Annotated in this window: 16 protein-coding genes and 1 other annotated feature; of the genes, 2 read left to right on the top strand and 14 right to left on the bottom strand. The window is 28.3% G+C overall.

Translation table 11 applies throughout. The features are described 5' to 3' along the window. Window positions 1–91 precede the first annotated feature (91 nt). Both gltX and P4S50_RS19040 read right to left on the bottom strand, forming a co-directional pair. On the bottom strand, window positions 92–1,573 hold the full coding sequence (gltX, locus tag P4S50_RS19045; protein WP_277732339.1) for a glutamate--tRNA ligase: 1,482 nt from the start codon (window positions 1,571–1,573) through the stop codon (window positions 92–94). Window positions 1,574–1,611: 38 nt separating this feature from the next. Beyond that, window positions 1,612–3,138 (bottom strand): YbaK/EbsC family protein, encoded by a 1,527-nt coding sequence (locus tag P4S50_RS19040; RefSeq protein ID WP_277732338.1) that lies wholly within the window; start codon window positions 3,136–3,138, stop codon window positions 1,612–1,614. Window positions 3,139–3,327: 189 nt separating this feature from the next. On the opposite strand from P4S50_RS19040, the gene P4S50_RS19035 reads away from it, so the two are divergent. Next, window positions 3,328–3,735 carry a hypothetical protein gene (locus tag P4S50_RS19035; RefSeq protein ID WP_277732337.1) on the top strand — a complete coding sequence of 136 codons (408 nt, stop codon included), beginning with the start codon at window positions 3,328–3,330 and terminating at the stop codon, window positions 3,733–3,735. 155 nt (window positions 3,736–3,890) lie between these two features. Here P4S50_RS19035 and proS read toward each other — a convergent pair whose 3' ends face one another. The 10 genes from proS to P4S50_RS18985 all read right to left on the bottom strand — a co-directional run bounded on the left by proS (window position 3,891) and on the right by P4S50_RS18985 (window position 11,343). Further along, complete coding sequence (gene proS, locus P4S50_RS19030; RefSeq protein WP_277732336.1) at window positions 3,891–5,333, bottom strand: proline--tRNA ligase; 1,443 nt, start codon at window positions 5,331–5,333, stop codon at window positions 3,891–3,893. 77 nt (window positions 5,334–5,410) lie between these two features. Then, window positions 5,411–5,624, bottom strand: a binding site (T-box leader). A 38-nt stretch (window positions 5,625–5,662) separates the two neighbouring features. After that, complete coding sequence (gene ispF, locus P4S50_RS19025; RefSeq protein WP_277734782.1) at window positions 5,663–6,145, bottom strand: 2-C-methyl-D-erythritol 2,4-cyclodiphosphate synthase; 483 nt, start codon at window positions 6,143–6,145, stop codon at window positions 5,663–5,665. Between the two features lie 12 nt (window positions 6,146–6,157). Further along, window positions 6,158–6,844 carry a 2-C-methyl-D-erythritol 4-phosphate cytidylyltransferase gene (ispD, locus tag P4S50_RS19020; RefSeq protein ID WP_277732335.1) on the bottom strand — a complete coding sequence of 229 codons (687 nt, stop codon included), beginning with the start codon at window positions 6,842–6,844 and terminating at the stop codon, window positions 6,158–6,160. A gap of 82 nt (window positions 6,845–6,926) precedes the next feature. Beyond that, window positions 6,927–7,190, bottom strand: a complete 264-nt coding sequence (locus tag P4S50_RS19015) for a hypothetical protein (RefSeq protein WP_277732334.1) — start codon at window positions 7,188–7,190, stop codon at window positions 6,927–6,929. A 56-nt stretch (window positions 7,191–7,246) separates the two neighbouring features. Continuing rightward, entirely contained in the window at window positions 7,247–7,453 is a 207-nt protein-coding gene (locus P4S50_RS19010) for a hypothetical protein (protein ID WP_277732333.1), read from the bottom strand. A 53-nt stretch (window positions 7,454–7,506) separates the two neighbouring features. Beyond that, window positions 7,507–8,058, bottom strand: coding sequence for a GDYXXLXY domain-containing protein (locus P4S50_RS19005; protein WP_277732332.1), 552 nt, complete (start codon window positions 8,056–8,058; stop codon window positions 7,507–7,509). Then, window positions 8,048–9,130: a DUF2157 domain-containing protein gene (locus tag P4S50_RS19000; protein WP_277732331.1), complete on the bottom strand. Its 1,083-nt coding sequence runs from the start codon at window positions 9,128–9,130 to the stop codon at window positions 8,048–8,050. Before P4S50_RS19000 ends, P4S50_RS19005 begins: the two co-directional genes overlap by 11 nt. A gap of 17 nt (window positions 9,131–9,147) precedes the next feature. Further along, window positions 9,148–9,600: a helix-turn-helix transcriptional regulator gene (locus P4S50_RS18995; RefSeq protein ID WP_277732330.1), complete on the bottom strand. Its 453-nt coding sequence runs from the start codon at window positions 9,598–9,600 to the stop codon at window positions 9,148–9,150. A gap of 115 nt (window positions 9,601–9,715) precedes the next feature. Then, the gene (locus P4S50_RS18990) at window positions 9,716–10,819 is read right to left on the bottom strand and encodes a PIN/TRAM domain-containing protein (RefSeq protein WP_277732329.1); all 1,104 of its coding nucleotides are present in this window, start codon (window positions 10,817–10,819) and stop codon (window positions 9,716–9,718) included. A 41-nt stretch (window positions 10,820–10,860) separates the two neighbouring features. Next, the gene (locus tag P4S50_RS18985; RefSeq protein ID WP_277732328.1) at window positions 10,861–11,343 is read right to left on the bottom strand and encodes a CarD family transcriptional regulator; all 483 of its coding nucleotides are present in this window, start codon (window positions 11,341–11,343) and stop codon (window positions 10,861–10,863) included. A gap of 208 nt (window positions 11,344–11,551) precedes the next feature. On the opposite strand from P4S50_RS18985, the gene P4S50_RS18980 reads away from it, so the two are divergent. Then, window positions 11,552–11,947, top strand: a complete 396-nt coding sequence (locus P4S50_RS18980) for a nucleoside triphosphate pyrophosphohydrolase family protein (protein WP_277732327.1) — start codon at window positions 11,552–11,554, stop codon at window positions 11,945–11,947. A 60-nt stretch (window positions 11,948–12,007) separates the two neighbouring features. Here P4S50_RS18980 and disA read toward each other — a convergent pair whose 3' ends face one another. Together disA and radA are read right to left on the bottom strand one after the other, a co-directional pair. Further along, window positions 12,008–13,087, bottom strand: coding sequence for a DNA integrity scanning diadenylate cyclase DisA (gene disA, locus P4S50_RS18975; protein ID WP_277732326.1), 1,080 nt, complete (start codon window positions 13,085–13,087; stop codon window positions 12,008–12,010). Between the two features lie 6 nt (window positions 13,088–13,093). Next, window positions 13,094–14,461, bottom strand: coding sequence for a DNA repair protein RadA (gene radA, locus P4S50_RS18970; protein WP_277732325.1), 1,368 nt, complete (start codon window positions 14,459–14,461; stop codon window positions 13,094–13,096). Window positions 14,462–14,602 lie beyond the last annotated feature (141 nt).

The following is a 14,602-nucleotide window of genomic DNA, read 5'->3' as shown; positions in this document are numbered from 1 at the left end:
AAGTATAGTTCTTCAGCCCATGTTATCCACAAATATAATATAAAAGTAAAAAATCCTATGTTATCTTTAGATAACATAGGATTCTATACTTTTATATTATATTATTTTTTACATAATTTATTCTGTTAAGTATCTTTTCTTTTCCAAGTAAAGTTAATACTAACGGCATTTCAGGTCCATGCATTTGTCCTGTTAATATTACTCTAGTTCCCATGAATAAGTTTTTACCTTTTATTCCATGTTCTTTTTGAATTTGTTTAAACATAGCTTTTATAAAAGCTTCGTTTATTTCGTCAGCTTCTGTCACTTTTTCTTTTAATACATCTATTAAAGTAGGTATATGCTCTAGCTTTAAGAACTCTCTACAGTCATCATCTTCAAGTTCTAATTCATCTTTAAAGAATATATCAACCTTAGTTGTAATTTCTTTAACGTAAGATAAACTCTCTTTAACTACTCCTACCATTGATTTTATCCAATCATATCTTTCCTCAGCTTCTTCTTCTGTTATAAATCCAGCTTCTATCAAGAAAGGTATAGCAAGATCAGCTATAACTGCATCGTCTGCAGCCTTTATATAATGTGCATTTACCCAATTTAACTTGTCAGTATCAAACACTCCACCGCTCTTTGAAACTCTTTCTAAAGAGAAAGCTTCTTCAAGCTCCTTCATATTAAATATCTCTTTATTGTCTTCTGGAGACCATCCAACTAGAGATACATAGTTTACTAGACCTTCTGGTGAATATCCTTTTTTTCTAAAGTCTTCAACTGCAACATCACCGTGTCTCTTACTTAATTTCTTTCTTTCTGCATTTAATATATTTGGAAGATGAACAAATGTTGGAGCTTCCCATCCAAATGCTTCATACATGTATACATGCTTTGGAGTTGATGGTAACCATTCTTCTCCTCTTATAACATGAGTTATACCCATTAAGTGATCATCCACTATAACAGCAAAATGATATGTAGGGAATCCATCTGATTTCATTAATACTTGATCATCTAAATCATCTGTGTTTATAGTTACAAGTCCTCTTACTATGTCATTAAACTTTATTTCTTTGTTAGCTGGAAGCTTAAGTCTTATAACATATTTTTCTCCAGCTGCAATTTTTGCTTCAACTTCTTCTTTTGATAATCCTCTACAAATACCATCATATTTAGGTATTTTTCCTTCAGATTTTTGTACTTCTCTAACCTTATCAAGTCTTTCTTTTGAACAGAAACAGTAGTAAGCATGTCCATTATCTAAAAGCTCTTTTATATATTCTTTGTATATATCAAGTCTTTTAGATTGAATATATGGTCCATTTTCTCCTACTTCAGTTATCTTTCCATTTTCATCAAGAACTACACCTTCTGTATGATTAACTCCAGCCCAGTCCATGGCTTTTAACATTCCTTCTATAGCACCTTCAACTAATCTACTTTGATCTGTGTCTTCAACTCTTAAAAGGTATGTTCCTCCCATTTTCTTTGCGAATAAATAATTATATAAAGCTGTTCTTAAACTACCAATGTGAACAAATCCCGTTGGACTTGGTGCAAATCTAACTTTTACACTCATTAAAAACCCTCCTAATGTAAATTTTCTATATGATTATATTATATAAGCTGAGTTATGTCTATATTTTCAGATTCTTTAGTTACTCTATTTCTTATTTCAACTCTATTATTCTCAATATCCTTACCTACTACTATGGTTTTTGGTACACCTATTAGTTCGCAGTCCTTAAATTTAAATCCAATTCTCTCTTTTCTGTCATCTAGTAATACATTATACCCTTTATTTGTAAAATTCTCATATATAGATAACCCTGCATTGTATTCTTTCTCTTTTTTTATATTTCCTATTATAATGTGATAATCAAAAGGACTTATATTATCTGGCCATACTATACCTAATTCATCTTTATTATTTTCAACAATAATTGAAAATAATCTATCTGTGTATAATTTGGTCTCTATTATATATAGATTTTCTTCTTTAGAATTTGAATTTAGATATTTAAACTCTGTTTTTATTGTATCTATATCTATAAAATTTATCCCACTAAATGCATTTATTTCTCCACCACAATTAAAACATTTATCTTGTATAGTAGCTGATTTAAAATTACCTATACATTCTATATTAAAATCTCTTTTGTAATTTACATTTTGAATATGATAATCCGTTTTATTAGCTCCTACGATTCCATTTTTTATATGAATAACTTCTTCATCACAAAGTATAGTATCTACTTTTATTCCTATAGGTCCTGCAAATCCAACTTCAGCACCTGTTGCAGCTTTTACTTCTTCTTCACTTGCCATCTTTATATCTTTTTCTTTTATATTAAAATGTTTCGCTACTAATATGTTGTTTATACTTCTATCTCCTCTTAATAAAACCGCTACTATACTTCCTTTTATATTAAGCAGTATAGTTTTTATAAGTTTTTTAGATGAAATATTTAAAGATGATTCTAAATCATCTATAGTCTTAATATTTGGAGTATGTATAAGTTCCATTTCTTTAAGCTCTTGTGTGGATAAGTCCTTGTCTGAATATGATTTTATTTCTTCTTTTAAGTCTCCATATCCACATTTTCCACATAAAAAAACTTCTCTTAGTGGATAAGTTGTATTGAAGAAATATTTATATTTATTTTCTCCATTATTTAATTTAGTATATTTTATATTTAACTCTTCTGTTAATTTATCTATACTCATTATTTGATTGTTTATAATTGTATGTATATCATTTTCCCCTGCTATACTTATAATCTTTATCATATTTTCTTTTTTAGGATTTAATAAACCATCTTTAAGTCTAGATTTTTTATTTTTATTAAGTGTTAAATAAGCTAGATTAAGAGGTACATTCTTATATGATTTTAATTCATTCATATATGATTTTAATATTTCTTCTTTATCTCCGTTTGCTTTTATTAGCGTATTCTCTTTAAATGTATCCAATATATACTTTGTTATGCTATCCAAAAACATATTACCTAAACCTGTGTAGCAGTAGCTTCCACTGTCTACATATTTAACTAGTCCTGACCTATATAATAATTTAGAACTTTCATTGTTAAATTCAATAGAACAATTTTTATACGTCTTTAAATATATAGAGCTTAATTCCACATTAATTCCCCCCTTTTCACTTTACACTTATAATATTATCAAAATTTCACAGAATTAATACAGTATTTTTTAAATTTGGACCTAATTTCTATTTATTTGATTCTATAAGAAGGTTTTTGAAATTAAATGTATAATACATTTATCATGTAATATATATTCACTATATTGTTATAAAAAGGGGATTATGATATGGAAATAGTGGATTCAAAGGGGATGTATACTATATTAGTTGATAAAAGAAGGCGCATAGTATATGAAAAAAATGTAGGAGTTTGGACAAGTGAAGATTTCAAGAGATTTTTAGATGATTACAAAAATATAGTTTTCACTGAACTTGGTAATGATAAACCGTGGGCTAAATTCTGCAATTTGAGCCAATATGAAGTATCTTCTATTTATAATGAGTTAATAGAATTTTTAATACTTTCTATAGACAATGGGTTTTCTCATTGTGCAATTATCTCTAATAGTTCTTTGGTTAACTCTCAAATACATGAGGTCTGTAAACAAATAAGTCTAAACCATTCATTTTTTGGCGGAATAGATGCATTTCAAGATGCAGGTGATTGGTTGGAAGATAACGGATATACAATTTAAAAATTTCACTTTATTGTCAACCAGAACTAATGGATTTTTTATTGGTCAAAATAGTTACGACTTTAGTTTACTTATAGATATTATTTATAAGTTGAAATTTATAGTTTTACTGTATTTAAAAACGCATTATGCTGAGCATAATGCGTCTTTTTTAATTAATAAGCTTTTGCAAAATAAGCCATTTTTTCTGCTTTTTTACCACAGCATACACAAGTATCTCCTAAATCTTCTTGCTCGAAAGGAATACATCTTATAGTAGCTCCTGTTTCTTCTTTCACTTTAAGTTCACACTCTGTGTCTCCACACCACATAGCCTTTATAAATCCTGGAGTTTCTTCTATTGTTTTCTTGAATTCATCCATATTTTTAGCTACGTAAGTTTTTTCTTCTCTAAGTTTTAATGCTTTATTGTATAATCCATCGTGAATATCATCTAATAGATTTTCTATACTTTCTTTTAAGTTTTCCATTGATATTTGAGTTTTCTCAAGAGTATCTCTTCTAAATACTGTAACTTGATTTTTCTCTATATCTTTAGGTCCTATTTCTAATCTTACAGGAACACCTTTCATTTCCCACTCATTGAATTTCCAACCTGGAGAATAGTTAGGTCTATCATCAACTTCAACTCTTATAGATCCTTTAAGATCGTCATATATTGAATCTACAACTTCCATTACATTACCTTTATGTGCTGCAATTGGAACTATAGCAACTTGTGTAGGTGCTACTCTTGGAGGAAGTACTAAACCTCTATTGTCTCCATGAACCATTATAAGTCCACCTATAAGTCTTGTAGATATTCCCCAAGAAGTGTGGTATGGGTTAGCTAAATTTCCATCTCTATCAGAGTATTGTATTTCAAATGCCTTAGTAAAATGTTGGCCTAAGAAATGACTTGTTCCTGATTGTAATGCTTTACCATCATGCATTAAAGCTTCTATTGTATAAGTGCTATCTGCACCTGCAAATTTTTCATTTTCACTCTTTTGTCCACATACAACAGGCATAGCAAGTAAATCTTCTGCTACTTCTTTGTATATATCAAGCATTTGAAGAGTTTCACCTTTTGCTTCATCATAAGTTTCATGTAATGTATGTCCTTCTTGCCATAAGAACTCTGAAGTTCTTAAGAAAGGTCTAGTTGTTTTTTCCCATCTTACAACAGAACACCATTGGTTATAAAGGTATGGTAGATCTCTGTAAGATTTTAACCATTTAGAATACATAGAACATATTATAGTCTCTGATGTAGGTCTAACACAAAGTCTTTCAGCAAGTTCATTATGTCCTCCATGAGTTACCCATGCAACTTCTGGAGCAAATCCTTCAACATGCTCTGCTTCTTTTGTTAATAAACTTTCTGGTATAAGTAGTGGGAAGTAACAGTTTTTATGTCCAGTCTCTTTAAATCTTCTATCTGCAAACGCTTGAATGTTTTCCCATATTCCAAATCCATATGGCTTTATTACCATGAATCCCTTAACAGGAGAATAATCAACAAGGTCTGTCTTTAATATTACGTCTGTATACCATTGTGGGAAGTCGACTTCCATTGGAGTTATTTCTTCAACAAATTGTTTATTTTTCTTACTCATTTCTATTCCTCCTTCAAATTTAACATTCACTCCATATTCTCATATGGCTCAAATAAAAAAAGCCTTTCGTCTCTAATATTAGAGACGAAAGGCTTATCTTCCGCGGTACCACTCTAGTTAGCAATAATAGTATATTGCTCTCTTAATAGGATTTAACGGGTCCTACCGTAAGAACTTTTTAACGTTCTTAAACTCCAGAGCTGGTTCAATAAACTTCTCTTAAAAACCTCTCACCAATGGCTTTTTCTCTGTGAAGATAGATTATCTACTATTCTCTTTCTATGTTTGTAAATTATTATAAATTTTAATTATTAATTCTATATTATAATTTATTTTTTGTCAACTAATATTAAAGAACATATAGCTTGGGAAGATATACCTTCCTTTGTTCCTGTAAATCCAAGCCCTTCTTCAGTTGTAGCTTTTACATTAACCGAATCTATATGTATGTTTAATGCATTTGATATTTTTTCTCTCATATTCTCTATGTGAGGAGCCATCTTTGGAGCTTGAGCTATTATTGTACTGTCTATATTATTGACCTTATAACCTTTATTATTCACAAGATTTCCTACATATTCTAATAATTTTATACTATCTGCCCCTTTATATTTTGGATCATTATCTGGAAAGTGCTTTCCTATATCTTTAAGAGCCATGGCTCCAAGTATACTATCCATTATAGCATGTGTAAGTACATCGGCATCAGAATGACCTAAAAGCCCCTTATCATGCTCAATTTTAACACCACCTATAATAAGATCTCTATTTTCCACTAACTTATGCACATCATATCCTATTCCAACTCTTATCATAAAATCACCCTACTCTCTACTTTTAAGTATTTGCTCAGCAAAATTCAAATCTTCTCTTGTAGTCATCTTTATATTTTCATACGATCCCATTATCATCTTAACATTATAACCCATATTTTCAACTAACATAGCATCATCTGTCCCATAAAAGTTTGTTTTAAATGCATTTTCATATGAATTCATTAAAATGGTATAATCAAAGCTTTGAGGAGTTTGAACTGCCCATACATACTTTCTATTAGGTGTATTAGTAATTATGTTGTTATCATCCAATACCTTAATAGTGTCCTTAACAGGAACTCCAACTACAACAGCTTTATTCTCTATTGCTTCTTCAATAGAATTATTTATAATAAGATCACTTACAAAAGGTCTTGCACCATCATGTATTAACACTATACTACAATCCTTGTTTACCTTTTTAAGACCATTATAAACCGAATCTTGTCTTTCATTTCCTCCATATGCTATTTTTATTCTTTTGTCGAAATTATACTTATTAAGTACATGTTCCACGAAAAACTCTTCCTCATCTTCTCGTACAACAACAATTATTTCATCTATATTATTATTTTTATCAAAAACTTCAATAGTGTGAGCAACTACTTCTTTATCTCTTAACTTTATATACTGCTTGTTTATATTAGATTTCATTCTCTTGCCCATTCCAGCAGCAACTATAACTGCACTATTCATTAAATCACCTCTAAAATAGATTATACTACAAAAATAGCTTATATATTTATATAAATATATAAGCTATTTTTGTAGTATTCTTTTAAGATCCTAATGTTCCAAAATATAAAAACAAAATTAAAACTAATGAAGCATCAGCTAAAGCAATTACAAAAGATTTCTTTAATAAGCATACTATAACTGAAGCTCCGCCTATAATCCAAGATAACATAGCCATAAGAGGAGCTGTAAACATTCCACTTATATAAGTAAGCTCAGCGAAATGAGCGATAATACTTAATAAAAACAAAATATGCATAATACCTACTAATTTTGGTATTTTAAATTCTCCATTAATAAAATTCATTTTATATATCCTCCATTGTCTAAAAATCTATAAATGCATTTATTATTTAATACATACTATCTTCTAAGTCTATTTTTTCTTTTAAATAATTGTCCTAAAGAAAGAAAAATAAATAATATCAATATTGGATAAATAACAACTAAATCCACTCTTATTATTGGTCCAGATTCTGTTGCAGCCCATCTTGCTACATAAAATTCCCATATACCATAAGAAATAAGAAAAATTATAGTTGTAATTTGAGTCTTAGTAATTTTTTTCATTTTATTTCCTCCTTTAATAAAAGGTAATCTATTATTGTTAAGTTCGCTTATCATTAAAATACATCTATTAATAAACTATAACCGTTATAAACCTTAACTTTAGCCTTTAACTTTCCTTCTCTAGCTTTCTTTTCAAAATCAGATCCTGTATTTTCTTCAATAAAATATTTATCTAAGTTATATGAAACTCTAATCCCTATAATATTTTCTTTTTCATTGTCCTTCTTTTCTTCCCAATCTGTAATAGTATGATTATACTTTGCCTTTAAATAAATTTTATCTTTTGGCTTTTTATCAGTTAAATAATCAACTTTATAAATCTCATTTTCTTTTTTTAGAACAACATATAAATCTTTATTCGAAAGTTTATCTTGATAATAATCTTCTTTATCTATTAATCTATCTGGTATTTGACTTAAGTTTATATCATTTATATCGTAGTTCATATATATATAATCCCCTCTAAACGGATCTGTTGGATCATATGGTTTTGTGTTAATTATTATTTCATTCCCTTTATAATAAGTCATAAGAGGAGTCATAGCCATGCCTATCAATATAATTATAGGTAAAATCATCGATATTATATATTTATTATTTTTCAATGAATTCACCCCCTCTTTTATTTCTCATTCTTTCAAAGTAATGTCCAAATAATAAAAGTATAGCTCCTGATGTTATAAAGAACATTGACTTTGGCATAAAATCATAGAATGTATCAAAATAATATCTGATTATAGTAATACATATAAATATTAGAGATATTAAATTTCCTTTGTTAGTCTCATGGAAAAGATATAGTACATATAAAAGAGAGAATATTAAACTTATAGTAACTCCACTTTTTATAAATTTAAAACTTTCTTCCCATATATAAGGACTTGTTAGAATTAATCCTGATATTCCAAATACTATTAATCCTTGTATCTTAAATATATCTCTGTTAACATTTACCTTTCCATAATACATAAATAATCCTATTATTAAAAATACAACGGTTGTATAGAATTCATCTACATTATAATTACCTAAAAAGTATAATACTGTGCTTAGTAATACTAAGTTATTGAAAAACGTTCCTACTTTGCTGTTTCCTAAGTGATTATTTATATAATATAAAACTGGTATTATTAGAATTATAAAGTAAGATAAATAATCTAAATTATATGAGTTCATCAAATATACTAATAAAAATACATGTGAGAATATAAATACAAGTTTATCTTTAAATAGTAAGGCTAAAGGAATTATCCCTACACCCCAAAATAAAAATGCTTTTGAAAAATGTCCTTCATAATGAAATATCTGTCCTATTAAGAATATACCAGCACCATATATAAGTGCTCCAATATATAAGAAACTCTTACTAGTTTTTGGATACTTGTTCTCTAACTTATAGCTTAATATATTAAATCCTATATAAGATCCTATAATCATAAATACCTTTGTTATTTTACTTATATAATTCCAATTACTAGCTATAAAACTAATTATTCCAAGTCCTACTAATATCGCTCCTATAGTGAGTATTATTCTAACGAAATTTAATCTTACAATATCATAATTATCTATTATATCTATCTTTTGCTCTGGACTTATTAGATTTTCTTTTTTCATAAACTCAAGCTCTTCTTCTAGAAAATTAAGCCTATTTTTACTAATCTTCCTTTTTTTCATATCAACATACCTCCTAACTATTGGTCTATTAAACTTTTAAATTTTTCATATATATATTCCTTATCAAACGAACTATATAATCTATAGTTTTTATCATCTAGTATTCTATAATGAAATGTAATTATATTTTGTTGTATTCTAAAACAATCAGTTTTCTCTACATCCTTCCACCATATTTTACCTCCACCTGTTTTATTTTTAGGAAAGTACATTTTTCCAAGAGCTACTACTTGTACAAGCTTTACAGGTTCTTCTCCAAAGCTCATTTTAAGTATTTCACTTTCATTGAAAATACTACAAACAGCAATACAAGTACTCCATGACAAAGAATTTCTCTCTTTTTCTATTTGAACTAATGTCTTTTTTGATATTCCTATCACTTCAGCCATCTTATCTTGAGAAAAATTATACTCTGTTCGTACAAGCTTTAACTTTCTCGAAACTATATCAATTACTTCTTCTTTGTTCATACAACCACCTCAACAGAGTTTCTTTTTTTAATTATAGTGTAATTTTACACTATAAATGTAAAAAAGTAAACTGTTTTTATTATAAAAAAAAGACCTTGCCATTGGCAAAGTCTTTTTATGATGATTTTTCTGCTGCTGTTTTTGGTTTTCCAAATATCATTCTACCTGCTGCAGTTTGAAGAACAGATGTTACTAAAACGTCTATAGTCTCTCCTATATACTTTCTGCCTCCATCTACTACAATCATAGTTCCATCATCTAGGTAAGCTACTCCTTGACCTGATTCTTTTCCTTCTTTTATAACTTGAACTATCATTTCTTCCCCTGGTATAACAACTGGCTTTACCGCATTTGCCAGTTCATTTATATTCAATACTTCAACACCTTGAAATTGAGCTACTTTATTTAAATTAAAGTCATTAGTGACAACTTTTCCACCCATGATTTGTGCTAATTTTAAAAGTTTAATATCAACTTCCTTAACCTCTTCTATATCCTTGTCTGTTATTTCAACCTCAATATCAAGCTCTTTTTGTATCTTATTTAAGATATCAAGGCCCCTTCTACCTCTTACTCTTTTTAAATCATCTGATGAATCAGCTATATGTTGAAGTTCTTTTAGTACAAATTCAGGGATAACTATTTTTCCTTCTACAAATCCAGTCTTAGCTATATCTGCTATTCTACCATCTATTATTACACTAGTATCCAATAACTTAGGCTTATCTTTTACTTCTTTTTTGCTATTAGACTTGTCCTTAGTATTAGGTATCTTAATTATAGATGTTATGTTGAACAGATCTTCCTTGTATCTTACAGATATTTTTATTCCTATATATGCCATAAGAATATACACAAGTACAGAAAGAACAGTTCCAAGTATAGGAACAGGTATTTGAAGTAATAAATTACTTACTAAATACGCTATGAACAATCCAATTATAAGCCCTAGTGAGCCTATCAAAATTTCTATTGGTGGTACTTTTGATAATTCTGTTTCCACAAAATTAGCTATATTTTTTCCCTCTTCTATAAGCCATGGAGCAATTAAGAAAAATATAAATCCCATTATAAGACCAGATACCATAGATCCTAAAATTATAGATATTTGAGATGCCGGTAATAGATTTGGAAAAGCTCCAACTACAGAGAAATAAGTTCCAATCCCAATAGTTATACCTATTAAAGACATAATCCCTTTTATAATTTTGTTTATCACTATTTCACCTCCTATTTAAAGTATCGTCTATATTTTATTTTTTAATCCAAATTTATATTACTTTCTATTAATTCTTTAATATTTTCAGAAGTATCATCAAGAACTAATGTTAATTCACTAATAAGCATATCTTTAGCATCATTTAACATTTTCTTTTCTCCTGTTGAAAGTCCCTTTTGATTATCTTGTATCATTAAATTTCTAACAACAACAGCTATTTCATATATATCCCCAGTTTTTATTTTATCCATATTATCTCTAAATCTTTTATTCCACTTTTGATCCATATCCCCTTTTTCATCTTTAATTATATTCATTAATTTTTCTAACTCTTCATTATCTATAATATGTCTTATTCCTAGCTTGTTAATATTGTCAATAGGTATCATTATCTCAACTTCAGATATAACCATGTTTAAAATATAATACTGTTTCTTCTCTCCTAATACTTCTTTTTCCTCTATAGAATTTATTATCCCTGCTCCGTAATTAGGATAAACTATTTTGTCACCTATATTAAACATAAAATTTCTCCCTTCAAAATAATAATCTATTATAGTATATACCAATCGTTTCAAATAGTCAAACCAAAACATTTATTTTATCACATTAAATTGCAGTATGTCAATTATATTTTGTATTTAAATGTTCTATTATTACCTATTATGAAAAAAATTATACAATTGACCTGCAATCGTTTTCTTATTATAATTATTATGAGGTGATTTTAAAATGAATGAATTCAATTTCGATAAATTTGAAAATTCAGTAAATAATTCATTAATAAGACATAAGAGTATCTTAGATATAATAACTAAACTTGAAGAAAGTAATTCTAAAACAAACAGAGCAATAATAAAATCTGTTACTAATTGTGGTTGTATTGAAATATCAGGTAAAAAACAGAATCCACCAAAAGATATAACATTTAATGAACTTTCTAATTATATGGATAACCATATATCAGGCGATTTATGTGATAATTGTAAAGAAAAAATAGAAGAAGAACTAGGAAATCATCTTTTCTATATAGCTGCTCTTTGTAAATCACTAAATATAAGTTTGGAAGATGTTTTGAAAAAAGAAAACAATAAACTTCAAACACTAGGAATATATAACCTACTTTAAAGTAATACGTTTATATTTAAAATAAAAGGGCATGTACATGCCCTTTTTGTAATAAAATTTTTAAATATGTCTATCAAGTAATACTTGTTCTTGTATTCTTCTTAATCCATCTCTTATGTATCTAGCTCTTATCTCTCCAATACCTTCTACATCATCAAGTTCTTCAATAGTAGCTTTTAATATAGACTGGAAATTATGGAAATGATCCGTTAAATTCTCAACCACACTTTTAGGTAATCTATATATTTTTCTAAGAATTCTCCATCCTCTTGGATAAACTGTATATTCTATATTGTCTATATTACTAGCAGTATAACCCAAAAGCCTTACTATATTATTAAGCTCGAGTAAATCCTCCGATGAGAAATTTCTAATAGATTTTTTGAAATGTGAATAATCTCTATCTTTAATTATATTATAATCCTTAAATACCATTTCTGCATCTTCTTTTACATTTCCTATTAATTCTTCTAACTGCATACTAACTAATATTCCTTCATTTCCAAGCTCTATTATATAATGTTCTATCTCTGTAACTATTCTCATAACCATTTCAGTTCTTTGAACAACTGTTGCAACATCATAAAGAGTTACCAAATCCTCAAATTCTAAAGCACTTAAATTTATCATAGCCTGATCTAGCACAGATTTATATTTTTCAAGAGTTTGAATAGCTTGGTTTGCCTTTGTTAATATTTTTGATGTTTCTTGTATAACATATTTGCTATATCCTCTATATAAAGTTATTATATTTCTTCTTTGTGATATAGATATAACCATCTCAGTAGTTTGTCTTGCAACTCTTTCTGCCGTTCTATGTCTTATTCCTGTCTCTGATGATGGTATTAATGGATCTGGTATTAATTGAGTATTTGCATAAAGTATCTTCTTTCCATCACTACTTACTATTATTGCTCCATCCATTTTTGCAAGTTCATACAAATATGCAGGTGAAAAATCAGAATTTATATTAAACCCACCATCAACTATTTTCATTATTTCTTCACTATTTCCTATTACAATTAACGCTCCAGTTTTTGCTCTTAGAACATTCTCTAGACCTTCTCTAAGAGGTGTTCCTGGTGCTATCATCTTCAAGCAATTTAATTGTTCTGTGTCTTTTATAAAACTTTCTTTCATTTATGTTTACCCTCCTAGTACAAAGTCTAAAGCCTCTCTTATATTTTCTACACCTATAATCTTAATATCGTCCATATTTTCTAATCCCTTTACATTACTTTTAGGAACTATAACTCTATTAAAACCTAATTTTTTACATTCTGCTATTCTTTTTTCTATAAAACTTACACCTCTTATTTCCCCTGTTAAACCTACTTCTCCAATGGCAACAGTTTTTTCATTTGTTTCTATATTTCTAAAACTAGAAGCTATAGATATTACTATTCCAAGGTCAATAGCTGGTTCATTAAGTTTTATTCCTCCAACAACATTTATATAAATATCTTGATTTTGTATTTGCATACCTGCTCTTTTTTCAAGAACTGCCATAAGAAGAGAAACCCTATTGTAATCAACTCCAGTTGCAGCCCTTTTGGGTATACCGAAACTAGTAGGACAAACAAGAGCTTGGAGTTCTACCAGCATAGGTCTTGTACCTTCTATAGTTGCAACTATTACAGATCCTGATACTCCCTTTGGTTTTTCAGAAATAAGTATTTTTGATGGATTTTCAACTTCTATAAGTCCCTTATCTCTCATCTCAAATACTCCTAGTTCATTAGTAGAACCAAATCTATTTTTAACAGATCTAATCATTCTATATGTATTATATCGTTCTCCTTCAAAGTAAAGTACAGCATCAACCATATGCTCAAGTATTTTAGGTCCAGCAAGTGACCCTTCTTTTGTTACATGCCCAACTATAAAAGTTGATATACCTACTTTTTTAGATATTTTCATAAATCTAGAAGTTCCTTCTTTTATTTGACTGACACTTCCAGGAGTAGAAGTTATTTGGGGACTATATACTGTTTGTATAGAGTCAACAATTATCATATCTGGTTTTATATTATCTATTTGTTTTTCTATTATATCAAGATTATTTTCTGCGAATATATATAAGTTCTCACTTTCTATATCAAGCCTTTTTGCTCTCATTTTTATCTGATATATAGATTCTTCTCCAGATGCATATAAAACTTTTTTGCCACTTTTCGCTACATTGTCTGCAACTTGAATCAAAAGAGTAGACTTTCCTATTCCAGGATCTCCACCTGCTAATATTAAAGATCCTTTAACTACTCCTCCTCCTAATACCCTATCTAACTCATTTATACACGTTGAAAATCTTTCTTGTTCATTTATTTCTAGTTTATTTATAGGTACAGGTTTTTGAACTTCTTTTTCTATTATAAAAAGATCATGTTTACTTTTTTTATCTTCTATTTCTTCTACAAATGTATTCCAATCATCACATTCTGGACATTTACCAATCCACTTTAAACTTTCATATCCGCATGATTGACAAACATACTTGCTCTTAATTTTAGCCATAATATCACCTTTACATTTTAATTAATTTGAATAAATTGAATTTATCTTAAAGCTAAAAGTTCTAAAACTCCATCCTGTTAAGATTGGAGATAATAGCTTAACATCTTCTGGATTAGATTACCCACAAATTACATGTCTAAA

This window comes from Tepidibacter hydrothermalis (genome assembly GCF_029542625.1).
Taxonomy (GTDB): Bacteria; Bacillota; Clostridia; order Peptostreptococcales; family Peptostreptococcaceae; genus Tepidibacter_A; species Tepidibacter_A hydrothermalis.
The sequence above is the reverse complement of the archived record's forward strand: the minus strand, read 5'-3'. Positions and strand labels throughout refer to the sequence as shown.